Origin of the sequence: Halobacillus sp. Marseille-Q1614, from assembly GCF_902809865.1 — a bacterium.
Taxonomy (GTDB): domain Bacteria; phylum Bacillota; class Bacilli; order Bacillales; family Halobacillaceae; genus Halobacillus_A.
The window spans coordinates 3,290,447-3,315,624 of sequence record NZ_CADDWH010000001.1 but is presented as its reverse complement, the minus strand read 5'-3'; the positions used below and the strand labels follow the sequence as shown (position 1 = coordinate 3,315,624).

21 protein-coding genes and 1 pseudogene are annotated in these 25,178 nt (G+C 43.2%); 8 read left to right on the top strand and 14 right to left on the bottom strand.

The window, feature by feature from the left end; translation table 11 throughout:
• Positions 1-302: 302 nt before the first annotated feature.
• The 4 genes from HUS26_RS16695 to HUS26_RS16680 are packed head-to-tail and all read right to left on the bottom strand — an operon-like array spanning position 303 to position 6,030.
• Entirely contained in the window at positions 303-1,871 is a 1,569-nt protein-coding gene (locus HUS26_RS16695) for a SagB family peptide dehydrogenase (protein ID WP_173918173.1), read from the bottom strand.
• A gap of 20 nt (positions 1,872-1,891) precedes the next feature.
• Positions 1,892-3,838, bottom strand: coding sequence for a TOMM precursor leader peptide-binding protein (locus HUS26_RS16690; protein ID WP_173918172.1), 1,947 nt, complete (start codon positions 3,836-3,838; stop codon positions 1,892-1,894).
• The gene (locus HUS26_RS16685; RefSeq protein ID WP_173918171.1) at positions 3,835-5,784 is read right to left on the bottom strand and encodes a putative thiazole-containing bacteriocin maturation protein; all 1,950 of its coding nucleotides are present in this window, start codon (positions 5,782-5,784) and stop codon (positions 3,835-3,837) included. Before HUS26_RS16685 ends, HUS26_RS16690 begins: the two co-directional genes overlap by 4 nt.
• A gap of 51 nt (positions 5,785-5,835) precedes the next feature.
• Entirely contained in the window at positions 5,836-6,030 is a 195-nt protein-coding gene (locus HUS26_RS16680) for a hypothetical protein (RefSeq protein ID WP_173918170.1), read from the bottom strand.
• 490 nt (positions 6,031-6,520) lie between these two features.
• Between HUS26_RS16680 and HUS26_RS16675 the strand changes: the two genes are divergently transcribed.
• Positions 6,521-6,739 carry a hypothetical protein gene (locus HUS26_RS16675; protein ID WP_173918169.1) on the top strand — a complete coding sequence of 73 codons (219 nt, stop codon included), beginning with the start codon at positions 6,521-6,523 and terminating at the stop codon, positions 6,737-6,739.
• Between the two features lie 323 nt (positions 6,740-7,062).
• On the opposite strand, the gene HUS26_RS16670 is transcribed toward HUS26_RS16675, so the two are convergent.
• The 5 genes and pseudogenes from HUS26_RS16670 to HUS26_RS16650 all read right to left on the bottom strand — a co-directional run bounded on the left by HUS26_RS16670 (position 7,063) and on the right by HUS26_RS16650 (position 12,661).
• A complete protein-coding gene (locus HUS26_RS16670; protein WP_173918168.1) occupies positions 7,063-7,620 on the bottom strand; it encodes a sugar O-acetyltransferase in 558 nt (185 codons plus the stop codon).
• Positions 7,621-8,099: 479 nt separating this feature from the next.
• A complete protein-coding gene (locus tag HUS26_RS16665; RefSeq protein ID WP_173918167.1) occupies positions 8,100-10,058 on the bottom strand; it encodes a beta-galactosidase in 1,959 nt (652 codons plus the stop codon).
• Positions 10,059-10,106: 48 nt separating this feature from the next.
• The gene (locus HUS26_RS16660) at positions 10,107-11,693 is read right to left on the bottom strand and encodes a solute:sodium symporter family transporter (RefSeq protein ID WP_173918166.1); all 1,587 of its coding nucleotides are present in this window, start codon (positions 11,691-11,693) and stop codon (positions 10,107-10,109) included.
• A gap of 490 nt (positions 11,694-12,183) precedes the next feature.
• Positions 12,184-12,366: pseudogene (locus tag HUS26_RS16655) on the bottom strand (IS1595 family transposase); the annotation flags it as partial.
• A 124-nt stretch (positions 12,367-12,490) separates the two neighbouring features.
• Positions 12,491-12,661, bottom strand: coding sequence for a hypothetical protein (locus tag HUS26_RS16650; RefSeq protein ID WP_173918165.1), 171 nt, complete (start codon positions 12,659-12,661; stop codon positions 12,491-12,493).
• A 272-nt stretch (positions 12,662-12,933) separates the two neighbouring features.
• On the opposite strand from HUS26_RS16650, the gene HUS26_RS16645 reads away from it, so the two are divergent.
• Positions 12,934-14,052 carry a glycerate kinase gene (locus HUS26_RS16645; RefSeq protein WP_173918164.1) on the top strand — a complete coding sequence of 373 codons (1,119 nt, stop codon included), beginning with the start codon at positions 12,934-12,936 and terminating at the stop codon, positions 14,050-14,052.
• Positions 14,053-14,225: 173 nt separating this feature from the next.
• Positions 14,226-15,131, top strand: coding sequence for an acetamidase/formamidase family protein (locus HUS26_RS16640; RefSeq protein ID WP_173918163.1), 906 nt, complete (start codon positions 14,226-14,228; stop codon positions 15,129-15,131).
• 73 nt (positions 15,132-15,204) lie between these two features.
• On the opposite strand, the gene HUS26_RS16635 is transcribed toward HUS26_RS16640, so the two are convergent.
• Together HUS26_RS16635 and HUS26_RS20155 are read right to left on the bottom strand one after the other, a co-directional pair.
• The gene (locus HUS26_RS16635) at positions 15,205-15,417 is read right to left on the bottom strand and encodes an N-acetyltransferase (RefSeq protein ID WP_173918162.1); all 213 of its coding nucleotides are present in this window, start codon (positions 15,415-15,417) and stop codon (positions 15,205-15,207) included.
• A 67-nt stretch (positions 15,418-15,484) separates the two neighbouring features.
• The gene (locus tag HUS26_RS20155; RefSeq protein WP_256371071.1) at positions 15,485-15,610 is read right to left on the bottom strand and encodes a hypothetical protein; all 126 of its coding nucleotides are present in this window, start codon (positions 15,608-15,610) and stop codon (positions 15,485-15,487) included.
• A 65-nt stretch (positions 15,611-15,675) separates the two neighbouring features.
• Here HUS26_RS20155 and HUS26_RS16630 point away from each other — a divergent pair, with 65 nt between their 5' ends.
• The 3 genes from HUS26_RS16630 (at position 15,676) to HUS26_RS16620 (ending at position 17,556) form a co-directional block, all read left to right on the top strand.
• Entirely contained in the window at positions 15,676-16,170 is a 495-nt protein-coding gene (locus tag HUS26_RS16630; protein ID WP_173918161.1) for a hypothetical protein, read from the top strand.
• A 19-nt stretch (positions 16,171-16,189) separates the two neighbouring features.
• Entirely contained in the window at positions 16,190-16,654 is a 465-nt protein-coding gene (locus HUS26_RS16625; protein ID WP_173918160.1) for a staygreen family protein, read from the top strand.
• A 197-nt stretch (positions 16,655-16,851) separates the two neighbouring features.
• On the top strand, positions 16,852-17,556 hold the full coding sequence (locus HUS26_RS16620) for a DUF421 domain-containing protein (protein WP_173918159.1): 705 nt from the start codon (positions 16,852-16,854) through the stop codon (positions 17,554-17,556).
• Positions 17,557-17,661: 105 nt separating this feature from the next.
• Here HUS26_RS16620 and HUS26_RS16615 read toward each other — a convergent pair whose 3' ends face one another.
• Positions 17,662-19,224 (bottom strand): malate:quinone oxidoreductase, encoded by a 1,563-nt coding sequence (locus tag HUS26_RS16615; protein WP_256371081.1) that lies wholly within the window; start codon positions 19,222-19,224, stop codon positions 17,662-17,664.
• Between the two features lie 206 nt (positions 19,225-19,430).
• Complete coding sequence (locus tag HUS26_RS16610) at positions 19,431-20,849, bottom strand: sodium:alanine symporter family protein (protein ID WP_173918157.1); 1,419 nt, start codon at positions 20,847-20,849, stop codon at positions 19,431-19,433.
• Between the two features lie 172 nt (positions 20,850-21,021).
• On the opposite strand from HUS26_RS16610, the gene HUS26_RS16605 reads away from it, so the two are divergent.
• Together HUS26_RS16605 and ald are read left to right on the top strand one after the other, a co-directional pair.
• Positions 21,022-22,254: a CdaR family transcriptional regulator gene (locus HUS26_RS16605; RefSeq protein ID WP_173918156.1), complete on the top strand. Its 1,233-nt coding sequence runs from the start codon at positions 21,022-21,024 to the stop codon at positions 22,252-22,254.
• A 129-nt stretch (positions 22,255-22,383) separates the two neighbouring features.
• Positions 22,384-23,520 carry an alanine dehydrogenase gene (gene ald / locus HUS26_RS16600; protein WP_173918155.1) on the top strand — a complete coding sequence of 379 codons (1,137 nt, stop codon included), beginning with the start codon at positions 22,384-22,386 and terminating at the stop codon, positions 23,518-23,520.
• Between the two features lie 543 nt (positions 23,521-24,063).
• Here ald and HUS26_RS16595 read toward each other — a convergent pair.
• Positions 24,064-25,161: a PD-(D/E)XK nuclease family protein gene (locus tag HUS26_RS16595; RefSeq protein ID WP_173918154.1), complete on the bottom strand. Its 1,098-nt coding sequence runs from the start codon at positions 25,159-25,161 to the stop codon at positions 24,064-24,066.
• Positions 25,162-25,178: the final 17 nt, after the last annotated feature.

Here is a 25,178-nt window from a genome sequence, read left to right as displayed (position 1 = left end):
CGATTGAAAACCCTCTTAGGCATAGGAAGTAATTGCTGCAAATAGAGGTCAATCGCCATTTTCACCTTATATCTGCTAAAAAGAACAAAGGCTCGAAGCGCCCTGGTAGACACGAAACGCATAAGCAAAACGGCCGGAGGAAGGTGTCCTTCCCTTTGATTGCTTATGACGCGAGTGTCTGGGTGCTGGAGCTGGATGTCGCTCTTTTAAACATATAGATCCACAGCTTGGAATTTTATAATTTCCTAGACAACGAAAGATTCCTTACGTTTGATTTACCGTAAGGAATCTATTTGTATGATCTAGCCATGAATATTCCCAATTAACCAGCTTCTAGGATGGTAGAAACCGACAGGAATTTGAAGGAGAGTCGTTTGATCTAAATTTTCCAGTTCATAAATTTGATCACATCCATTCACATCAAATCCCAGTAAAGGATGACCGTTCATCCCAAGCGCGCTGGCCGTTAACAATAATCGCTGAAGGAGCATGCCCGCTTCCATGTGCTGCACTCGGTATCCTCTGTACCCAAGCTCTGTTTTGTAGTGATTCCGTTCTCCCACGATATGAAGGCACATCGGCACCTGGTGCAGATTAACGTTATCGAGTGTCATCCCTGCCTGCAGGGCCATGCGAAAATCTCCCTTTTTTATTTGTATTAAGGAATGAGAGGTGTCGTCATACAGGTAGGCTCCATCAGGTAATCCTTCAACATTATGAAAACACCCATAAACCGAGATACGGGGGGTCTGCCCCTTTCCTCGATCCAGATCATTATCAAATGCCTTCGAATCCACCGTTTCCTTTAGAAGCGAAGCGAGCTGCATCAGATTGATTCCTTTTTCTATGAAGTCCATTCCTGGAGAATACCGGCTCCGGGAAACATGAGCTAAATCATAGTTTAACCTCTTCACTTCCGGCAAAATGAACCTTTGAATGTTGTCCTTCTTCTCTTTGTTTTTATTCAATTGCCGGAATTCCCCAGGCGTGGCCAACATCGAGTGTTGATTCATTTTCAATATTTCAGGATATTCAAGGACTCTTTCTGACCTCTGGTAGTGGCGGGTGCTGATTTCCGGGATTTCTTCACACAATGCGGATGCAGCTATTTCTCTAAACTTCCCCTCAGGTTTGGTTAATCCTTTATGTTCTGATATAGGAATGACCGCATAGGTGCTTTCCTCCTGATCATTTAGCCCGAGCAAGTGATTGATGGCTTGATCAAGAAATTGAAAATGAACCTTTGATGAAAAACCGAAACTTTTGCCAACCATAAGCAGCTGACCGATGAGTGCGCCCGCATCCAGTCCTTGCAGGCGGTAGGAAAAGTTGTTGTATTTAAAAAAGTTCTTCCAAAACATCGTTGTAATGATCGCAGCCCCAAAACAGTCCGACATCTCACAGCGGCTTCCAAGAGCGTTCGTCAAATAAGCATCAAAATTCCCTTCTCGCAGCAATAAAACACGGTGGTGAGCGACATCATAATGATAGATCCCGTCCGGCAGTTCTTCTATTTTAAGATATATATACAATTCATTGGGGTATAAGGCTCCCCCCGATGGCACGAACCGGCGGAATGAATGAATGGTCTCGACTGATTTTCCGTCCTCCATGGGAGGGAGTGCCGTCTGGCTAAATTGAGTGATTCCAAATACGTACCAGAGAAAATAACTCATTTCCTCTACATCAAGCCTTGAGGTCAAGGACTGGTCTTGCAAAGAAAGCGGAAGATCGTGGGCCAGGGGAGCCTCCGGCAAATCGCGGTAGATTTTAAAGGGAAGGGGAGCATCTTCCCAATCTGCTTCCCAGCCCGGCGGGATCACCCGGTCACTTTGAAAATGTAAATGGTGTAAGAACAAGTCAAGATCCATCACGTACCTCCCTTTCGAAATTAAGGAAATGGATGCGGATAGGGATTGAGGTCGTCTAGCGTTAGGATCCGATTGACATAACCGAGTTCTTTTGGAACTTTTAAAACCCTGTCTAAGCCTGTCACGCGCCTCAGGTGATGGCCAAATGTCATCGGAAGCATTCCTGGAATCAGCACCTTTACGCAATGCAGTCCATTTCGTCTAATTTCGGAAGTCGTTTGGTCAACCACAATGACGTCCCGCTTTAATTGGCGGAACACCTCCAGCACATGATTCAAATCTTCGGTGAGATCAGGATGACTTCGTTTACAAGGAAAGGCATCAGCAAATGTCTGCATCGGATGATTTTGATTGAATAAAAATTGAAGGCGCTCTTCAGCTTCAGGAAGCCCGTATACCATCCCGTGATCATCCATTTTTTTCACAAGAGATGAATCATGGAGCATTTTTAAGTACTTCTCTTTGTTCTTTTTAAACTCTTTATTCAAAGGCGCGATCATTCCGATACTCTCAAATATGGCACTTTTCACTGCTCTTACCGGGTCGAGATGAGCTCCGGCAGCGCAGATAAGGTTCAGGGCATCAGGATCAGATGTCCGGTTCTTTATGATGGTCATTATGCACGGAATGCCGTGTTCCATGGTTGCGTTGTATAGATAAAGATTATAACCGCCTGCCTCCAGCATACGGTCGATCAGCAAATGCAGCTCTATGTCATTGGAAGAGTAAGGGTCAATACGACGAAGAGGGAGCTGGGCATACCAGGACATCAGAAATGAATCACGTTCGAGCACTTCCATAATCCCGTGGAAAATCGCTTCTTCCCTGCTTCCTCCTATCGCACAACCATTCGAGGTTTCAAACACAATCCCATCCCCGCACCCCATGCTATAATAAGCCAGCAGTTCCGGAACTAAGATGGGAGCTTTATTTAATAGCGAATACCCCCACACCCAATTCATTTTTTTATCCGGGTCAAAGGCGGTGAAAGGGAAACCCTCTTTCGCATATTGTTCGTTTGCGTGAACCCCTGCCTCAAGAGGATGAAGGGCCGAATCGAGGTTGCGGTAGCTGTCATATACAACCGTTCGTTTTCCCTTAGGAGCAATACCGCAAGACCGTTCCAGCCCTTCTAAAATGGCTGTCATTTCACTGATGGCATAGGAATCTGTCCGGCCGGCCGACCCTTCATTCCCGTTCATTAAAGGAAGGTTGACAATCACATCGGCAAACGGCGTTTCAAAATCGATCATTTTATTATTTAAAAGACCGGTGCGCGGATCGAGGTAATCCTTTGAAAGGAAGGTGCCCAGCTCCTTCATCGATCGGCATCGATAACTATCTTCACTGATCTTCATACTTGGCTCAAGCGATATCACGGCACGAGAAGGGGCATCTTCTACGAAAGGGCTGCACACAGAACACATGGACTCCGGCAGAATGAAGTGCCTGGAGCTCTCCAGCGTCCTCATGTTGACCAAACTCATATGCCCTTCTAATTGAGCCGGCTTTCCGTTCATCACACGATGGACTTCATTTAATATAAGGTGAGCTATATGCAGCAGGCCGGTTTGAGAAACCCATTCATCCTCTTTGATCTCCTGATCCTCGGTTAACACCTGCTGGATCTTCCATAGATCCTGACGATCGCTCGCAGCCATCATCCTTCTCGCATCTGCACATTGAGAACACCCTTCACTCCCGGAGCGGACCAATGGCCCAATCAGCCCTTCACCAAACGCCACAAAACCCCGCAGCCAATCGATGCCACACTCAAAGGCGGCCTCTTCAGCTTTTTGGTGTATCGATGGATCCCAAGAATCACCTAAAACGAGGAGCAATTTCGTCCCTTTAGGCAATGGCTCCTCTAAATCAGAAAGCCGGGTCAGCTCATAGTGAGAAGTCAGTTCCTTAACTACAAGTTCCAGTAACAAGCCTTTTCCTACTGCCGTAATTAAAGAACTCACTTCTTCTCCCCCTCTCCCACCAACACTCCATAAATGTTTATAACTCCATCACTTTCAAAAGAGTCCAGCAGCACTTTAACAAAGGAGAGCTCCTTGTTATTTTCTTCCAGTCGCTTAATCACAGAACGAATGACCTCACTCTTGTCTTTTGATTCATAGGCAGGAATATCAATGAATTCCACAGGCTTTTCTGCAAATGAAAGTCTTGAAGAAGAGGCGGCTTGATGGAGTATCGAAGTGTTTTTAGTTTGTTCATGCATAAGAACAAGAAGTAACGCCTCACGCAAAGCCATCGCCTGATTAAATCCGACACATCCCCGCCAATGATTTTCCTCCGTTTTAAACCACACCACAGGAAAACCAAAGGCATCTTCTCCTAAGGCCAGCTCAGGAATTTTCTTCATCGTAGTTAAAGCCTGCCAATAATAGCGACAAAGCTTATCGTTCACTTTATTTAACATGATCTTCGATACGTTTTCTGTTCCGTGTTGAGCTTGCTTCTTCCATTCGTTTTCTATCGTTTTCTGCACAGCCCGGCTGACGGCTTCCATAACTGTTTCCCCAGCTCCCAGATGGAGAGTGGCTGGCAGGTCCTGCCTTCCATCCATTTGGGATGAGAGTGATGCTAAGATTTCATTCGTTAAAGGCTTCACATATTGCTCAATACCAGTCAATCCCGCTTCTCGTCTCGCTTCCTCGTGAGACATAGCACCAGTCACAAGGCTTGTGGTTAGTGCGGATGGGCCTTCTGCTTTTACGTCCACCACTTGAATTTTACATTGAGATAGAGGCAGTTGGTTAAGGTCGTCTTCATCCCATCGGTAAAAGATGCCAAGCGGGCTTGCGGTTAGCTCACTAAAGTAGTAAAGCAATTCCTTACCATCTCTTTTACCTTCATTCTTACTTATCTCATGCAGGGCGTCATCCACTCTTACTGCTGATATCTTCCCTGTTACGAGAGGATGAGGCTTAAAAGGATGCCATCTGCCTTCCAGGGTTTCCATGTTAAGCAGGTACATGTGGCTGGTGTGATGGGCTTCTTTCACCCCCGCCAGCTTTTTAAACAATTCAAATACGATGACATTTGTAAGCATCGCCTCCGCCGGCGATGAAGAGGGCTGAGAGTCTTCCAGTACATCTTGGGGGAGGCTCCGCCATGCGGATTCCCAGCAGCTGCTGGAATCAATACTTACAAATGGCCCCGCGATTCCGAACCCGCCATGACATATAGACGGTATAAATAATTTATTTTTTACCTGGCAGGCATGAAGGATGCTTCCCAGTTCCTCGATCCTGCCTTCTTGTGATACATAGACAACAGCGTCAAAGGCTTCGACTTGATCTTCCCAGGAAATGAGCTCTTTCTCGTCTTTGAATAACACTTCAATCGATACATCAGGATCCGCCTTTTTGGCCGATGCCTCTAATTCTAACAACCTCCGACAGCTCGTTTTCTCCCGATCTGTAATGAAAGTATGGAAGCTGGCCATACCAGATTGAAGCAGAGCTGAAACCAGCCCAATGATCATCGTTCCTTCACCAATGGCTAGTATCTTTTGCTCACGGTATTGTTGGAAACGGTACGCAGCAGAATCTCCAAAACTCTCTAAAAACTCAATTTGGGAAGAGAATTTTTTCACAATATGCTCTTTTAAAACGTGGGGACGATCTTTACTTACATCTCGAAGGAATCCGTTCGTATATAAGGCATCGGTAATTTCATAAACCCGGTCACGGTAAAGCGGGGGTAATCCCTCCGTCAAGCTTGCCAGCGAATACTCTCCGTTGAGCATTGGGATAAGCTTTTCCACCCATTGATGAATCGTACTTCCTTCCATACGAAAGGAACCTGAATTGTTCCTAAAATAAACACTTCCATTTGATTCCGGCATGAAAAAAGTACCCCTCTTTACCTTCAAACGCATAGAAGGTCTAACATTTGCCATGTCACTCCTCCTTACCAACTGAGCTGACTTCCTACTCCGATTCTATGTATTTCACTTCGTCCTATATGTCTGGACACCAAAGAAGAACCCCTGCCGGAAATTCCAACAGAGGAAAAGAAAGAAGATCTGCCTGCCTAACCCAGGACGGCCGGACGCTTTAGCGTCCACCGCAGCGTCCGCCGCAACGTCCACAGCCGCCGCATCCTGCGCAGCGCGCACAACCGCCACAGCCCGCACAACGTGCACAACGCGCACAGCCCCCGCAGCCGCCACAGCCCCCACATCCCGCACAACCGAAACAGCTAAAGCATCCAAAACAACCGCCAAACCCTATTCCAATACACAAGCGAGCGTTATTTTCATAAGGGTTTGCCTGCTCACTCGGAACTAATTGTTGAGCGTGAAATTCTCCGACATCTAAATTTTGAAGTTGATTTTGAAATTCATTCACCTTGGTAACCTCCATTGTAAGTCAGCTTTATGAGTGTCTAATTCACTGTCCTTATCGACCCTCAGCACAACACTTTCTCCAACAAACTATGAACGAGGCCTGGGTATTGTTCCTAATTTAAGGAAGATATGATGCTGCAGGAAGAGTATTTCCAGCTCAATCATGCGAAAGAAAAAATTTTTTCTGGCTTGTCCTCAGCGGAGACTTGCTTAGCCTTAATTCAGCTGCAAGGTGAATAATTTCCACTCCGGGCAACCAACTTATATACAAAGGAGGAAGATTTTTATGCCGAACGACTCACAAAATACTCATTCTCAAGTTTCACCTCATCCAGACGGAAAAAGAGAAGGTGTCATAAACGATTCCAAAGGCTCACAGATGGGTGTAACAACAGATACAAAGCGTTCCTTTAAAGGGAGAGAGAAGGAATTGAACTTACAGCCTGATGAAAAAATGCGAGAGTTTAAAGAAAATATGGAGAACGTAATGGATGATGATTCATAGCCTTGACTGAACCGTTATGAGGATAACGGACCTGCCGAATCACGAGTTACTTTTTTAAAAAATAGCTCTGTTAAAGTTTAGTGTTGATATTAGCCCAAAAAATGACTTCCATAAAATTGGAAGTCATTTTGAGATATATTGGCTTATTCAACTATAGTCCCCCTTTTTATGAAGACTCATGTTTAAAATAAGATACTCTTAAATGAAACCTATACTCCTTCTATTACTGGAATTTGCGAAGATATTCCTATTCAAATCTTACAAAATTATTTTGGTTATCTAATTTATTGAATTCCATTTTCATATCAGACGTTTAGCCTGAATTAAACTAGCTTTTTGATTATTTTCGCTGGATTTCCTCCGACTACCACATTATCCGGCACATCTTTAACTAAAACAGCTCCAGATGCTATTACAGAATTGTTTCCGACCGACACTCCTGGGTTAATGACTGCTTTTCCTCCAATCCATACGTTATCACCAATAGTCACCGGTTTTGTATATTCAATTTCAGTTATTCGTTCTTCGGCACTTACTGGGTGAGTATTCGTATAAATATGTACACCTGGGGCTAACATGCAATTTTTTCCTATGGTTACTCGTCCTCCATCTAAAATTGTACAGTCAAAGTTAGCATAAAAATTCTCCCCAACATGAATGTTATATCCATAATCACAACGAAATGTTGATTCTACGTATATCCGTTCTCCTGTTGAACCAAACAACTCTTTTAATAAAGAAATACGTTCTTCTTCCTCAGCTTCACTTATCTCATTGAAGGAGCGCACGAGAAACCTCGTTTTTGTTCTGTCTTTCGCCAATTCTCTATCGCTTGGATGATATAAATCTCCGCTTAGCATCTTTTCTTTTTCAGTTTTCATTTTTTGTCTCCTATCTTCATCATTTAACATTAAATTAGTGAGCATTACCTCGAGTTTAAATCTTTCACAACCCGCCTGTAAGTGGAAAGCTATCTCTATATTAAATAATTGCCCTTTAATTGAACACTCAGTATCAAAATATCTCCCCATTCATTTAAATACTAAAGAATAAGTTTGTTCCCTCTTCCCAAATAATAAGCATCGGACCCTATAGAAGGTTCTTTGTTTGCAAACGGATTAACCAAATGTTTCTGAATATAATATAGTGATTTAAACCTTGGCTTTTTTATACAAGAAACCTAATATCATTAAAATAGCCTTGAAGCATATTCCTCTCTGCTTCAAGGCCACTCATAATGTCTACCGTTTGCAATAAATGTGAAGTATAGAAACAGGTATAGAAGAAAAAAACAGGTAAGGGTACCCTTCCTAAGCTATGAAATTAACCTTTTTTTGATATTATTAGAAGGACTTCTGCATCATTCCTTAACTTTTGCTAAAAGAGTTTCATATGGGGAAAGCACCCTATCCTTATAGGAAACTGCTTGATCTGTATGGTTCATAATAAATTGATATTCTTCTCCATTCACTTTTCTACTATATACTTCTACGCCTCGCGGGGAATCTTCAAACGCTATATTATGCTTGGTCACAATATGCTTGACAAGTTTTCGAAGTCCTTCTATTTCAAGCCCTCCTCCAATATAGACAGCTTCTCCGTGTCCATATGAATTTCTTGTAGCTGCAGCATATTCTTTATAGAAGAAGTCACTATATCGATAGAGTACTTCAGCACCCTCTGGAACTATAAGGTCTCGCCATATAGCCATATGGCTTTCTTCTTCGGAAAGATCGTGTTCCCCTTTTACAGAGAGACGATGTTCTGCCGTTAACGATTCTATTTCTTCCACCCGTATTCCCGCCAAATCTGCAACTGGGCCCGGTAAAGGTTGACCGAAATAAATGGTATTATCCTTATCCTTTAAGCCCGCTCGGAATGAGAAGATTACCGTTCCACCTGCTTTCGCAAATTCTTTTAAACGGTTTGCTAAAGCTTCATCTAACACTTGCATTGCTGGAACTAATAACACTTTATAATTTGAAAAATCGCGATCCGCAGGTATTACATCAAGTTTGGTATTTAAATCATAGAAAGGGTGATAGAGACGCATTAACTCCTGTTTAAAATCAAAATCTTTACTTTGGATTTGGGAACGCCAAGCCCAGATATTATCGTAATCGTATAGTACGGCAACATCCGCTTCAATTGGAGCTTCTAATAGGTGCTCGTAATTACTCATCGTTTGAAAAACTTCTTGTGCTTCACGATACTTACGGCCATATTGGTTGTCATGGTCTACCACACCATAGCAGAATTGCTCCGCACCTCTCGTCATCCCACGCCAGCGAAAATAAAGCATATTAGAACAGCCATGAGCAAATGCCTGATAGGACCATAGTTTTGCTTGATTTGGACGGGGAAGATAGCCAATAACATCATGACCTTGAGCTCCAATTAATTCCTCTACAATCCAGAAATTTTGATCTTTTAATCCCCTGTTAAAATCAAGGGACATCGCTATTTCTGCTGGAGGAATAGGCTGCTCTAACCCTCCCCACACAGGATAGTTGTCATAGGAAACAAAGTCCATTGGCTTTAAATTCTCCTCATGATCAAACCACTTATTAAAAAAATCGCCAGTTGTATTTGTTGTTATTTCTTGATGAGTACCTTTTTCTTCACGAACTATTTCCGTCATCTCATGAGCAAAACTGTTAAGAGAATACGAACGAAAACGCGCCCAATCTAACTTCAAACTAGGGTTATGCGTGGTAATCGTGGGGGTTGGAGCAGGGATTTCGTTAAAGTCGTTGTAGCATTGCCCCCAGAAAATAGTCCCCCATCGTTCATTGAGTTCTTGAATATCGTTATATTTTCCCCTTAAGAATGTTTGGAATGCTTCTCTGCATGGCCCGCAGTAACATTCGTCACTCCCTTCATGCCCAAACTCATTATCGATTTGCCATACGACAATCGCTTTTTCATTTGCATAATGCTTAACTAACTCACGAGTAATACGAGCACTGTATTGACGATACACATCTGAATTGAAGCAATATTGACGTCTTCCTCCAAACTCTCTTACTGTCCCACACTCATCTTCTGATAGAATAGACGGATATTTTTTAGCCAGCCAGGCGGGAAAAATTGCTGTAGGTGTCCCAAACATAACATTAAGATTATAAGCTTTAGCCCGTTCAATCACGTTATCGAAAAATGAGAAATCAAATTCTCCTTCTTTAGGCTCCATTAGATGCCAAGCGAACTCCCCAATACGAATCATGTTCGCTCCTAGATTTTTAATACCGCTAAGATCTTCTTCCATTTGACTGGAAGACCAGTGCTCTGGATAATAATCCACTCCAAAATAGCTCATTTATAAACCCCCTGCTTTTATAGTAATGTCCAACTGTCTGCCAGTCTTTTATAAAATCCCTACTGGTGAGAGTAGTGTATAGATAATAACCATTGCTACGGTAGCTGCAATTCCAACCGGATATACCAGCTTCCATGGCTGCATATCTACTTTTGATTTTTCTTCCAGATAAAAATCTTCATTTCTTGGATAAAGTTTTCCTATGATTAACATAAGAGTTGAGCATATAACGAATAAAATACCCAAGATGTGAAGGAAATGTAACCCAGTATCCCATACTAATTGAGTTGTTGCGTAAGTAGAGATAAATACAAACAGTGATACTTTCGCTGCAATGGCTGGCACTCGTTTTGTTAGATAACCCACAATCATAATCGTTAAGATAGGCACGTTATAAAATCCATTGACCATCTGCAGGTATTGGAAAAACCCTTGGGGTACCAAATCGATTAATGGAGCAATACAGATAGCGAATAAAGCAATGGCCGTACCAAAATATTTACCTTTACGAACAACTTCTTTATCTGTTGCATTTGGATTTATATATGGCTTGTATATATTTAAAGCAATTAATGTAACTGATGAGTTTAATGCTGAGTTAAAAGAAGAAAGGATAGCACCAAATAATACAGCTGCAAAAAAGCCTACTAAAGGTGTTGGCAATATCTCATGAACAAGTCTTGGATAAGCATCTGTTGGTTCTAGATCAGGACCAAACATATTGAAAGCGATAATCCCAGGTAAAATTAGAAAAACCGGACCCAGCAATTTTAAGAAGGCCGCAATCAAAACTCCTTTTTGCCCTTCTTTCAAACTTTTAGCTGAAATGGCACGTTGCATAATATGTTGAGCAGTACCCCAATAAAACAGGTTAACGAGCAGCATCCCTGTAAACATTGTGCTAAATGGTACGGGGCTCTTTGAATCCCCAATGGAATTCATCTTCTCAGGTGAATCTTGGAGGATAGTGGAGAAGCCAGCATTAATCGACCCATCACCAAGAACGAATAACCCAATAAGCGGAATCATTAAGCCGCCAATTAAAAGCCCAATACCATTAATCGAATCTGAAACGGCAACCGCTTTCAAACCACCAAAAATTGCGTAAATAGAACCAACAATACCTATAGCTAATACAGTAAGATATAAAGCTGGCATTCTGCCTATGCCAAGAGCTTCTGGAATGTTGAATAATCCATTAATGGCAACTGCTCCAGAATATAAAATAGGCGGTAACAGATTAAATACATATCCAAATAAAAATAAAATGGTTACAATTTGCTTTGTGCCAAAATCATAACGGTCTTCCAGAAAGTCAGGAATGGTTGTGATTCCGCCTTTTAAGTATCTTGGTAAAAGGAAAAACGCAACAATTACTAACGCAATAGCAGAACCTACTTCCCACCCCATGACAGCAATGGTGTCCGAATATCCTTGGGCGTTTAACCCAATTAATTGTTCCGTTGACAAGTTGGTTAACATTAAAGAACCTGCAATAGTCCATGCACCTAAGCTTCTACCCCCTAAAAAATAACCATCCTGCGAATTTAAATCTTCTTTTCTCGTAATATAATAGGAAATTAGAGCAACTAAACCGGTGAAAAATAAAAAAGACACGATTGCAAAAAGATTCATATTTTTTCACTCCTTATTAATGAGATGTAAGCTTTCTTTTATGTACACAAGCTCGGGTTTTCCTAATAAACGAATTCAACGCTGCCTAAATACATTTGATTGTTCCTATCGAATCACACAATTTCTAAACCAACTTCATTTATCCTTTCGTTTTGTCGCGCTTACAAAAACTTGAATTCGCTTACAAATTATTTTGTAAATTAATTTAATTAACTTAACTATTTGATAAAGTAACATATGTGATAATCTTTGAAAAGCTTTTTTTAATTTTATGACGATTTTCAACTCTAATTTTCTAATAGGTTAGTCATTCCTTATTTTATAACTTTTTTCAGGTTCGGAAGCCTCTCATTTTATAAATGATCACAACAAGTCCCTCCATTGTAACTATGAATCAAACATTTTATGTAACTATAATGTTGAACACCTTTCTTAAATTAATTTACTTTGTGTCGGTTATACTATATATGAATGGTGCAAAAGGACCTACGATGTGATAAAGACCCTTGGTGCGAATTTTTCCGTCACATTCGAATGGATAGACAGCCATACCATTATCAAATGCATAGGTTTTAAAGGCACGCCAAGCATCGGTGCATAACACTTTCTCATTTGAAAGTCTATGACCGATGGCTTTGTCTAATTGTTCTTTTGTCAAACAACCCAATCCTAAGTCTGCGAGAAGGGAACTTTGTCACTAAAAAATAAGAAGAAATTTTGAGGAAAATTTTAGAAGATTAGACGGCAGAAGAAAATTATTCCATGTTATAATAGCCCCATGTAATAGAATAGGGAACTCAAGGGTGGTCGGCATTCATCCCCACAAGAAAGGGGGTAGTGCCAATGACAGTATTTGAAGCACTTATGTTCGCTGTTGCGTTCGCAACACTGATCATCAGCATACTGTCTTTTAACCATAAAAAATAATCCACCCTTGAGTTAACCGGCTCAGGTGGATTATTGTCCATCTCATGTCGATCCCCCTTGGAGGGAACCATTCTATTACACGACCGTAGATGTTACCAGCATCTGCGGTCTTTTTTAATATATATTATTTCTAAACTAATTATACCACAAACTTACAGATAAGAAACAGCGTCGAAAAAACGCCTGGCTAAAAATCATATCCGACTTGTGCAAATGCACAAGAATACGCTTGCATTTTTGGTGCTTTTATCAATTGTTCTCTGGCTGGATTTGCTTTTGAATGATAAGTAAGTATTTATGGGAGGGATCGTTGATGAAAGTTGTATTTGCACCAGATTCATTTAAAGGGAGCCTCTCTTCTATTGAAGTCACCCAAACGATGGCTCATGCTTTTCAATCGGTAAACAAAGAAATCACTACAATTTCTAAACCGATGGCAGACGGCGGTGAAGGAACACTTGAAGCCCTGTCAAAAGCGACAAACCACGAGAAAGTTTCCTTCTCCTGCAGGGGACCGCTCGGGGAAGATTCAGAAAGCTGGTATATCCGGCTTGATGATGAGCGTGCGGTAATTGAAGGAGCAAACATTGCCGGTCTGCCGCTTGTGCCGAAGGATAAGCAGAATCCTGATCTTACCACGACGTACGGACTTGGAGAAGCGATCCGGCACGCCTTAGACAACGGCCAGCGTGACTTAATGGTCGCGATCGGCGGCAGTTCGACGAATGACGGCGGACTTGGGATGCTGCAGGCACTTGGGATGAAAGCTTTTGATCAGAACGGCCAGGAAGCCGGCATCTTCGGAAGAGATCTTTTTCAGATCGAGCACGTAGACCTCTCTTCCCTCGATCCGCGTCTAAAAGAGACGTCGATTCGAATTGCGTGTGATGTCGACAATCCGTTAACAGGGACTCGGGGAGCAAGCCACGTGTATGGTCCGCAAAAAGGAGCCACCGAGCAGCAGGTACGCCATTATGATCAAGCCCTTGAGACATACGGCCGGCTGATTGAAAAAGAACTCGGCCAGGATTTAATGGAAGTCCCTGGAGCCGGAGCGGCTGGTGGACTTGGTTTTGCTTTTCTAACGATGGGAGCGAAATTAGAGTCTGGAGCAAAGCTCGTGGCTGAAGCGATCGATCTGCGTGCTTCGATCGAGGAAGCGGACTACGTGCTGACAGGGGAAGGCCAGAGTGATGAGCAGACTTTATATGGAAAAGCTCCAGGCTATGTTGCCGAGCTGGCTCAAGAATTCCAAAAGCCTGTGATCCTGCTGTCAGGAGGAATCAGCGGAGATTATGAGAAGCTGAATGAGCTTTTTACAAGCTGCTTTTCCATTGTTCCCGGGCCAAGCTCGCTCGATCAATGTATAGAAAACGCAGAGCATAACTTGTATCAGGCTACGCAGCAAATCGCCCGACTGATTTTAAGATAAGCTCTGCTTCGTTTAGCAGCCGAAGTGGTAAGAGAATACCGTCAGCCTCCTGCGGAAAGCGAATGGTAATATCTACCACAGGTTACATCATAAACAGAACAGGCTTTTTTGGTCGCTGATCTCCTGCCAAATCCTGTATAATATAACCAAATTCAACAAAAGGAGTCGATCCCATGTCTATCCGAGTAAGCACGGAGCATTTCGTTTATGCTATGGACAAAGAGAACAAGCCCGCTGTCACCGTTCAATCGGGCGAGCAGATTGTTGTGGATACATACGATTGCTTTGAGAACCAAATCAAGTCAGAAACGACACCGATTGATGCGATTGACTGGAACCGTATCAACCCGGCAACTGGCCCTGTGTATGTAGAAGGTGCGGAGCCTGGCGATGTTCTAAAAGTGCATATTGATGATATCGAGCTCGGGGAACGAGGAGTCATGGTCACAGGGCCACAGCTCGGTGTGATGGGCCACCGGATGACGGAATTCCAGGCGAAGATCATTCCTATTCAGGATGACCAAGCGATTTTTAATGAAAAACTCGCACTGCCTTTAAATCCAATGATCGGCGTGATTGGCGTTGCCCCTGAAGGCGAAGGCATCAACTGCGGTACTCCCGGCGCACACGGCGGGAATATGGATACAAAGTTGATCACAACCGGAGCAGCGCTGTACTTCCCTGTTTATCAAAAAGGCGCTCTGTTTTCGCTGGGTGATCTTCACGCCGCTATGGGTGACGGTGAAATCAGTGTATCCGGTATTGAGATCCCAGCTAAAGTAACGGCAACATTAGACGTGATTAAAGGACAACCGATCGAATATCCATTCCTGCAAAATGAAGAAGGCTTAGCTGTTCTCGTATCCAAGAAAACGCTGGATGAAGCTGCCGATACGGCGGTTGAGCTGATGATCGACTACCTGCAGCCTAAGACAGATCTATCTCTATCAGAAATCACGATGCTGATGAGCGCTGTTGGACAGGTAGAGGTCAGCCAGGTGGTCGACCCGCTGAAAACGGCAAGATTTTTCGTACCTAAGATTGTGCTGGATGCTTATCACATCAAGGTATTTGAATAAAAAAAGAGCCGGCGCTGGCCGGCTTTTTCTTATTCAGGAAACATCTCACAGCGGAATGCCATCCGTCTCGATTTTAAGGGATCTCCGGCTTAATCTCTCTCGCTTTCTCCACTGCATTTCGATGAATAAACCTCAACTGAAATCCTCTTTTCTGATAGAACTTCAATGCATTTAAGTTATCATTCGTTGTGATCAGCCAGACTCTCTGACAGTCACCACAATGCTCCTTCACTTTTTCAATCAGCGCCGTTCCAACGCCGGCGTTTTCCAGTGTGCTGAGTGACAATCTCACACTCGACGTTAACGACCTGGTAAGTCAGCAGCCCTGCTATTTCCCCGTCCACTTTAAGCGATTACCCTTTCAACTGGTCCGTTAAAACTTTCTCCCGAAGCCTGACCACATACGGCGCATGCCAATGATCAAGGATGAATGTTTGGATCAGCTCACGGTCAGCTATTTTTCTAACTTCAATATTCAATAGGCTCTCACCCCTTTTACTCCTTTTACATAGATTAAACCATATACAGGACAGGAGGCACTTGTTTGATTGATTTTAGATCCTTTTCCGGAACCGTCACCATGATCAGCGACTTTGCGATGGGACCCAATGATGAAGGCGGAGGGTGTTATAAATTCGTCACTGTTGAAAATGAAGCTGGGGCTGTCGTCCATTTTGTCGTCTCCCCTGCCACTTACTTTGTCGATCATGCCATGGTGCACACGGGAGACAGAGTGACTGGATACTATGATGGAAATGCACCCGTTATCCTCATTTATCCCCCACAATACCAGGCGTTGATCATGGTCAAAGACAGCCCTTATCAAAATGTAAAAGTGGATGATTTCAACAGCCAGCTGGTGAGCCGGGACAGCCAATTAAAATTGAACCTCGCTCCTTATACGCAGCTTCTGCTTCCAAATGGGCAGGCTTTCACAGGGAATCCGGGCAATCGCAGCCTTATTGTCATCTACGGCCCAAGCACGAAAAGCATTCCAGCTCAAACCACTCCTTATCGAATCATCGTCTGGTGCGGGTAATAACAAAGGAAGTGACGATATGACCGACTTCGATCCGCAGAAACTGTCTGTTGAGTTCAGAGAAGGCGTGACCCCAACCTCACCTATAAGGCCGAGACGCTACACCCTGACCCATTCTGATTATACCGCAGAGCTTTTTTTAACAATTGGACCGAAATACGCCTTTGATAAACTGAACCCGATGAGAGATGAAGTGCTCGGGGAATGGGCCCAGACGGGGAGAAGCTATAATTACTGGGTCTATATTTATGTAGATGGCGAAGGCCCGTTTCATAAAGATACCGTCACCTTGCGCAATTATGTCTTCCGACGTGAACTGCCGCTGGCTTTACAAGCGATCAGGTACGGAGACCGAGAATTTTTTGCCGCCCACCCCGGGTTCGACACTTTACCGATCATCGTCTATTTTATTTCTGTCAGCCCTCAGTTTAATAAAAAAGAATTCTGGGGAACTTTTGCTAAGTACCAGTATTCTGAAGAGTAAAGGAACTTCTTTTATCCCGGAAGTTCCTTTTCTTAATCAATGAATGCCCCCTATTTATGGATTCATGTTCCTTGTTTAATGCTACCGCCACCTTATACAGCTGATTACCATAATATTCAAATCATAAAGCTAAGGGTTAAGACAAAGACATCCGTACACAATAAGAACAGCTTACATATTAAAGGACGTGTAGAGTTATGGATTTTTTACAAGCCCAAGAGACCCTTTCTTCAGTAGAATGGATTCTTCGAGCGGTTATTGCCTTTATCTTTCTCGTTATTGTCGCACGCGTGCTAGGGCAGAGGGCGATTTCTCAATTAAGACTGCTTGATTTTGTCCTCGCCTTAGTTATCGGAAATATCATTGCCCACCCCTTATCCGATGAAGGACTGGGCCTCAAAGGATCGATGATCACCACCCTCGTGCTCGTGAGCCTTTATCTATGCGGCATTTTTATGATTTTAAAATGGCGCTGGTTCCGCAGACTGGTCACGAACGCTCCTATTCCTGTTGTCCGAAATGGTGAAATCCTTTTCTCCGGATTGAAAAAAGCGCGGATCTCTTTAGATGTGCTTTTAGAAGAACTGCGGGAAGAGAAAGTGAGAGATGTAAAAAACGTTGGGCTTGCCACCTGGGAAGCCGACGGGAAACTGTCTGTCTTTCTCGACCCTAAATACGAACCTGTAACACCCGCATCGTTCCAAATGGTAACAGAACCGTTTGATCTGCCGAGAACGATTATTAAAGAGGGAAAGTTTCTAAAAGAAGAGTTGAAATCTGTACAGAAGGATGAAGACTGGGTGATCTCGCAGCTTAAATCGCAATTTAAGACGGACTTGAAGGATGTACTGCTGGCGACGATAGATGGAAGGGATCAGCTGCAGGTGTTCTATTATCGATAGGAAGCTTCAAGCTTCTGCTTTTTTCTTTAAAAGCGCACTTCCTTGTTCCTATAAAAAAATGCCTGCCCCCAAAATTAATGGAGGACAGGCACTTTCACTTTTTCATTAAATACTTTTTTTATACTGAGAATCATCGATAGACTTGCTCTTTTCACTTAAACCAAGCGCCTTAGCTGTGGAAGCATGAATCTCCCGAATAAGCTCTGGATGCTCGGATAACTTCTTGCCATAAGAAGGAATCATCTCTTTGATCTTCGGTTCCCATTCTTTAATGTGCTGCGGGAAGCATCTTTCCATGACTTCAAGCATGACGGAAACAGCGGTCGAAGCGCCTGGAGACGCGCCTAGCAAGGCAGCGATCGAGCCGTCAGCTGCCGTCACCACTTCAGTACCGAACTGAAGAGTTCCTTTGCCGCCGTCTTTCGTATCCTTAATGACCTGCACGCGCTGGCCGGCTGTAACTAGATCCCAGTCTTCGCTTTTCGCGTTCGGGATGAACTTACGCAGCTCTTCCATGCGCTTTTCTTTGGATTGAATGACCTGCTCAATCAGGTATTTGGTTAACGAGGCGTTCTTTACGCCTGCGGCTACCATGGTCACGAGGTTATCCTTTTTAACAGATGTAATTAAATCGAGCAAGGATCCCGTTTTTAAGAACTTCGGTGAGAAGCCGGCAAATGGTCCAAACAGCAGGGACGATTTTCCGTCGATTAATCGTGTGTCTAAGTGCGGCACGGACATTGGCGGAGCTCCAACCTCTGCTTTCCCGTACACTTTGGCATGATGCTCTTTAACAACATCCGGATTATTACACACCATAAATTGGCCGCTTATCGGGAATCCTCCAATATGCTTGGATTCCGGAATACCGGTTTTTTGCAGCAGATGCAGACTTCCGCCTCCGCCGCCGATAAAGACGAAGTTAGCCGTGTGATATTCGACTTTATCGTTCTTTAGATCCTGGACTTTGACTTCCCATGCCCCATCGCTGGTCCGTGTAATATCCTTCACACTATGCTTGTAGTTGATCTCAAGGTTTTCCCTCTCTAAATGGTCAAACATTTTACGCGTCAGAACTCCGAAGTTAACATCCGTTCCAGCGTCAATTTTTGTTGCCGCAATCGGTTCCTTCACTTCTCGTTCGTTCATGATCAGTGGAATCCATTCCTTCAGCTTCTCCGGGTCATCGGTGAATTCCATGTCCTGAAACAAGGGATTGTTAGACATCGTGTTGAAACGCTTTCTTAGGAACTCGACGTTTTGTGCCCCTCGTACAAAACTTAAGTGAGGGAGACGCAAGATGAATTCCCGAGGGTTCTCGATCATCTTACGTTTCACAAGGTAGGACCAGAACTGCTGGGATTCCTGAAATTGTTCATTTACTTTAATCGCTTTCGTCATATCGATGGAGCCGTCCGGCTGCTCTTTCGTGTAGTTCAGCTCGCATAATGCCGCGTGTCCGGTTCCTGCATTATTCCATACGTTTGAGCTTTCTTCACCTGCACTGCCGAGCCTTTCAAACACACGAACCTTCCAATCGGGCGCCAGTTCTTTCAACAGCGACCCTAACGTTGCACTCATAATTCCTGCACCTATTAAAATAACGTCTGTTTTACTGTGTTGTTTACTCATTTCCCTTTCAAACTCCCTATATTTACAGAAAGAAATGTAACAAGGATAGACCTGGTTACACTTCCTTCCAAATATTTTAACCTAAGCCCAGTTTATCATTATAATCACAAAAATTAAAATATTTATATGAATCTTACAGCTTACAGAAGCACCGCCCCGCTTTTGGTATAAAAGCACCCCTCCCATTTCTATATTCGAAAGAAATCGGAGGGGTGTACGTACATTTCCTTAATCAAAGCGCCTTAGCTTGCTTTCCTCTCAGACGCTGCATTGGCATTTTTATAGAAGTTGTAAAAGTAATCATTCGTCTCAGAAACAATCACTTTCCAAAGAAGAAGAAGAGCGATTAAGTTTGGAATCATCATTAACGCATTGGCCATATCAGCAAAGGCCCATACCGTTGCCAGGTTCGCAATTGTCCCAACGCCACATGCGGCTATGTACACGAAGCGATAACCAGCAATTCCTTTAGGACCCGCTATATATTCGAAGCACTTCTCTCCATATACATACCAGCCGACAATCGTTGAGAAACCGAAGAAAATAACGGAGAGGGAAACAATATACTCCCCAATGATACCAAGCGCAGAGCCAAAGGCTGCACCTGTCAGCGCCCCGCCTTCAAGCGACGCGTCATGCGCTACACCGGAGATGTCCCCGCCTGATGGATCCCAGAAGCCCGTAATAATAAGTGTTAACCCTGTCATCGTACATACAACAATCGTTACGATAAACGTACCCGTCATAGCTACAAGTGCCTGCTTAACAGGGTGGTCGGCTCTCGCATTCCCTGCGATTAATGCCGCGGTACCAAGACCGGCTTCGTTTGAGAAAATCCCGCGGGCAACACCATTTCGAATCGCCTCCGCTACGACAATCCCAAGGAAACCGCTGGCCGCTGCCACAGGATTAAACGCATAATGAAAGATTAATTCAAAGGCTGGAATAATCATGTCATAGTTTAAGATAAGTATTAAAAGAGCACCGCCAATATAAAGAAACGCCATAATCGGCACAAAGAAGCTGGCCACCGCACTAATTCTTTGAATCCCGCCAAAAACAATGAAGCTGACAAGAACAATTAAGATTAACCCAGTCATCCAATTGGACATCCCAAAGCTTGTGCTTGTTACATCAGCAATGGTATTGGATTGCACACTGTTTCCGATACCTAAAGCGGCAAAGGCTCCAAATAAGGCAAAAGCGATCGCTAACCATTTAAACTTCCGGCCGAGCCCTCGCTCGATATAATACATCGGACCACTTGAATATTCACCATTCGCATTTTTTACACGGTATTTAACAGCAAGTAACGCTTCCCCGTACTTTGTAGCCATACCGAGCAAACCGACAATCCACATCCAGAAGATAGCTCCAGGACCGCCAAGTGTGATCGCTGTAGCTACCCCCGCGATGTTCCCGTTTCCAATGGTTGCCGCAAGAGCCGTCATTAGTGCCTTAAAGTGACTGACATCTCCTTCAGCCGAGGCATCTTTATCATCTTCTTTACCAAACCCAATCTTAAACGCATAAAGCAGCCGTTTAAACTGCAGCCCTTTTAAGACAATGGTTAAAAATAAGCCCGTCCCAAATAATAAAATCAAGCTTGGCGGACCCCATAGTACATTATTAATCTTCCCTAGTATATCTAAGATGTCCATAAAATCCCTCCAAATGATAGCGTTCACAAATATATTTCTTAGCTCACCTATGCTATTCTAGCATGGTGGTAAACTTTATGTGTATGTAAATCTGCACAAATTGAAAGCGTTTCACTTGTGCAATGTTAACAAAACAAAAAGATTTTCTTCTATAAAAGAGGGAGTTTTTAAAATGAACGATAAACGCCAGCAAATCTTCCATGAACCATTTGATACCCTTGAAGAATTTGTTGATGCCATCAGTGAGCATCTGGAATGTCCGGTAACGATCGAGGACGCTAATCACCACCTGCTTGCCTACAGCTCACATGACGATCAGACGGATTCCGCGAGAGTTCGAACCATCATCGGGCGTCGTGTGCCTGAGCAGGTGATTAATCGTTTTTGGAAGGAAGGAGTCATCCCGACTCTTAACCAAAGCGATGAACCCCAGGTTATTTCTGAAATCAATGATATTGGTCTTGGAAACCGTGTGGCGGTCTCCATTCGCCAGAACAAGGAAGTTCTCGGTTATATATGGGTACTTGAAGTAGGCCGAAGCCTTAGTGATCAAGACCTGGCTGACTTAACATTTTTCGCCGGCAAAGCGAAAAGCCTTCTTCTCCAGCTTAAGAAACAAAGATCCAGGAAGGAAAAGAATCATCAGGAACTGCTGTGGCAGATTCTCACGGGAGATCTTCGCGACCACCAGCCGATCGCCGACCAGCTGTCCAGAATAGGCATAAATACAAATAGGGCGTTAGGAATTATCGTCTTTACATTCCCTGAGCTCGATCGTGAACTTTATAAGAAATTAATTTATGCCGCAAAAACGATTCAAAAAATGGATATCTTAATTCAGACACTCGATGACAACCGGCTCGTTTTCCTTGTTTCGCCATTCTCTCAGGAGAATGAGATGGAGGAAACAAAAGAGTTTATCTATACATTCAAACGGCAGATAAATGAACGTTTCGGGATTTCCGATCTGGATTCTGGAAGCGGATATATGTACGAAAACTATACGTTCATTAAGAGAAGCTATGAGGAGGCCGTTAAGGTTGCCTCTCTAAAGAAGACATTCTATAAAGAACTTTCTCATGTGAACCTCTACCATGAACTGGGGATTTTCCGTTATATTGACCTTTTGAAAAAATACGACGAAGTACAGGACATGCCTCCAAACCCAGCGATTCAAAGGCTATCCGCTTACGATCAGGAAAACCGGACGAATTTGCTGGAATCTCTTGAGGCGATCTTAGAGAAGGATGGCAATATGAATGCGGCCGCTAAGTCTCTTCACTGCCACGTCAATACACTCAATTACCGTCTAAAAAGAATCCAGGAGCTGACATCCATCCAGCTTAAGGACCCTGTTCAAAAGCTTGGACTATATTTGGACATCAAACTATCGAACCAAAGGTAAGCTTAGACCGTTTGTTTAATTTAACAAACAAACGCTTACATTTTTTAATGTTATACACAATGTGCTTTTCCTTATAGGGATATATACTGAGGTTATAATATATAAATCCCTTTTGAGGAGGACGACAGCATGATTATTGGTATTCCAAAGGAAATTAAGAACAACGAAAATAGGGTAGCGATTACGCCGGCGGGTGTAGTAGCACTGACAAAGAGCGGACATGACATTATTATTGAGCAGGGCGCAGGAATCGGCAGCGGCTTTGAAGATGCGGATTACTCATCAGCAGGTGCAACGATCATTCCTGAAGCTAAGGACGTATGGGGCCAGGCGGAAATGGTAATGAAGGTAAAAGAGCCGCTAAGCTCTGAATATGGCTACTTCCGCGAAGGATTAATCCTCTTCACCTACTTACACTTAGCGGCAGAACCAGCGCTTACGAAAGCGCTTGTAGACAGCGGGGTTACGGCAATTGCCTATGAAACAGTAGAAGTAAACCGTACCCTTCCATTACTTACTCCGATGAGTGAAGTAGCCGGACGCATGGCCTCACAAATCGGTGCGCAGTTCCTTGAGAAATCTAAAGGCGGAAAAGGAATCCTGCTTTCAGGGATTCCAGGGGTAAAACGTGCCAAAGTAACGATCATCGGCGGCGGTGTCGTTGGAACAAACGCGGCGAAGCTCGCTGTTGGACTTGGTGCTGACGTAACCATCATTGACCTTAGCGCAGACCGCCTTCGCCAGCTGGATGATCAGTTTGGCCGTGACATACAGACACTGATGTCCAACCCGTTAAATATCGCTGAAGCTGTAAAAGAGTCTGACCTTGTGATCGGGGCTGTTCTTATCCCGGGTGCTAAAGCTCCTAAGCTCGTAACCGAAGATATGATCAAGTCGATGTCAGCTGGATCTGTTGTCGTAGACGTTGCGATTGATCAGGGCGGTATTATCGAAACCGTCGATAAGATTACAACTCACGATAACCCAACGTATACGAAGCATGGTGTCGTTCATTACGCGGTGGCTAACATGCCTGGCGCTGTACCAAGAACTTCTACGATCGGTTTAACAAACGTAACGATCCCTTACGCCCAGCAGATTGCCAACAAAGGCGTTGTCAAAGCGATTGAAGAAAACCCGGCACTAGCGCTTGGTTTAAACACAGCGAACGGTTCTGTTACTTACAGCGCTGTCGCCCGCGACCTTGGATATGAATTAGCTTCTGTAGAAGAAGCTCTTTCCAAAAGTACGGTAGCTTCTGTTTAATTTATAATTAAAAGGCACCCAACTCTATTAATTGGAGATGGGTGCCTTTTTTATTTAAAGAAGATTAAGGGTGAAAGGAGCTATTGAGCGGCGGTCGATCACCTGCGAAAGAAGAAGAGATATATTCCGACCTGTCCCGACATTTCCCGGGAAATATTTCTACATTCGTAAAACGGTTTTCAAATCCTGAAGCTTTGCTAATGAGCGCTTTGACGAACGAAAGGCGCTTCCTTTATAAATAACTCAGCTGCTTAATCGACTTGCTCTCACTCCGTATAGGGTCACTTTTATGTAATACCTCATCGATATCGCTATCCGCTCCGTACAGCTTTTGAAAAAATTTCAAGTAAGCGGCAGGCGCTAAGCTCTCATACCGGATGCCGCTTACTCAGCGATTAAAAGCTGAAATAACTGCTTCCCTAATCACACTGGATAGCGGACATGTCCCCCACGTTGGAGTTGGAAATAAAACTGACGGAACCATACTTTATCGCTCTCTATTTTACCTGCATTTCCGTTTAAGTGACTTCTGCCTATTGGCTATTAAATTATCAATCTCTCTTTCTTCATTTCACCAAGGACCTCATCTATACAATGTTCGATCGATACAAATTTTCTTTTGATATCTTGTACAGTTTCCCGAATCGTTAAGGCTTCTATTGGAAGAGACATAACTAGTAATTTAGAGTTTTTACGCTTTACGGAAAGACCTTGCTTTCTGGCTTTCTCATATAACCTTTGGCCAAATTCATTTTTATTTTCTATAAACTTATCGTACTCAGCCAGCTTGCTAATTTTCCGATGAGGGGCATATGGAGAGGTTTCAAACCGGACGCCTATCTCTTTTATATTACTATGCTGATTCAACAAATTGACATAAGTATCTACATGAACATAAAACGTTTGGGCGAGTCCAGTTTCTTGGTATGGCTTGTTACTTTTCCAATGCTGCTTCGAAATGAGAAATAAAAAGTTACTTCGTCCAGCTCCTCCTGTTACTCCCCAGTCTAAAATAAGCTCTTTGTTAAACTTGAACGCTTCAAATAATATAGTTTGCCAGCCTATTTTACGCTGGTTTCTATCCAATTCAATCGAATTCAGGCTTTCACATGGATGATTCAGAGGCACATAGAAATGATGGAGTTTAGTTTGAAAATCTTTAAACAGCTGCTTAAGCGTCTCATTATGTAAAAGCCAATTGCCTTGTAAAAATATCCGATATGTTAAAAACTTAAAGGTAGAGTTTTTCGGTTGAACCGTTGTATCTAAAGCTAAGAAGATAAAATGAAATTTACACTCCTCTTTGGAGACCTTATATTTTTTAGCAATCTCACTTCTTGCCCCACACGACTCATACCTATTGGTTTGTTCATTACCTTCTGAAGCAGCCATTTTATTTTCTATTATAATGAATTCCACCTTATCTTTTGTTATCACACGAATGACAAGGTCAGGAGTGCCAATATTTTTTCCTAGTCCCACACGTACATCTATATGAAAAGAGGCGTTCTCTTTTATTGGGATCTTCGCTTCATTTAAAAACCTTTTTAAAAACTCATTAGAGCTCTTAAAACAGTTCATTAGAAAATCTGAAATCGTGTCCTCTCTATAAAAGACATTTAATGCCTCAAAAATATTCACTGTCATTCCCCTTATCA

Coding starts and splice junctions, on each gene's coding strand:
- HUS26_RS16695 (WP_173918173.1), bottom strand. CDS start 1,871: ATGGATCTTGACTTGTTCTTACACCATTTACATTTTCAAAGTGACCGG.
- HUS26_RS16685 (WP_173918171.1), bottom strand. CDS start 5,784: ATGGCAAATGTTAGACCTTCTATGCGTTTGAAGGTAAAGAGGGGTACT.
- HUS26_RS16675 (WP_173918169.1), top strand. CDS start 6,521: ATGCCGAACGACTCACAAAATACTCATTCTCAAGTTTCACCTCATCCA.
- HUS26_RS16670 (WP_173918168.1), bottom strand. CDS start 7,620: ATGAAAACTGAAAAAGAAAAGATGCTAAGCGGAGATTTATATCATCCA.
- HUS26_RS16665 (WP_173918167.1), bottom strand. CDS start 10,058: ATGAGCTATTTTGGAGTGGATTATTATCCAGAGCACTGGTCTTCCAGT.
- HUS26_RS16660 (WP_173918166.1), bottom strand. CDS start 11,693: ATGAATCTTTTTGCAATCGTGTCTTTTTTATTTTTCACCGGTTTAGTT.
- HUS26_RS16650 (WP_173918165.1), bottom strand. CDS start 12,661: ATGGACAATAATCCACCTGAGCCGGTTAACTCAAGGGTGGATTATTTT.
- HUS26_RS16645 (WP_173918164.1), top strand. CDS start 12,934: ATGAAAGTTGTATTTGCACCAGATTCATTTAAAGGGAGCCTCTCTTCT.
- HUS26_RS16640 (WP_173918163.1), top strand. CDS start 14,226: ATGTCTATCCGAGTAAGCACGGAGCATTTCGTTTATGCTATGGACAAA.
- HUS26_RS16625 (WP_173918160.1), top strand. CDS start 16,190: ATGACCGACTTCGATCCGCAGAAACTGTCTGTTGAGTTCAGAGAAGGC.
- HUS26_RS16620 (WP_173918159.1), top strand. CDS start 16,852: ATGGATTTTTTACAAGCCCAAGAGACCCTTTCTTCAGTAGAATGGATT.
- HUS26_RS16610 (WP_173918157.1), bottom strand. CDS start 20,849: ATGGACATCTTAGATATACTAGGGAAGATTAATAATGTACTATGGGGT.
- HUS26_RS16605 (WP_173918156.1), top strand. CDS start 21,022: ATGAACGATAAACGCCAGCAAATCTTCCATGAACCATTTGATACCCTT.
- ald (WP_173918155.1), top strand. CDS start 22,384: ATGATTATTGGTATTCCAAAGGAAATTAAGAACAACGAAAATAGGGTA.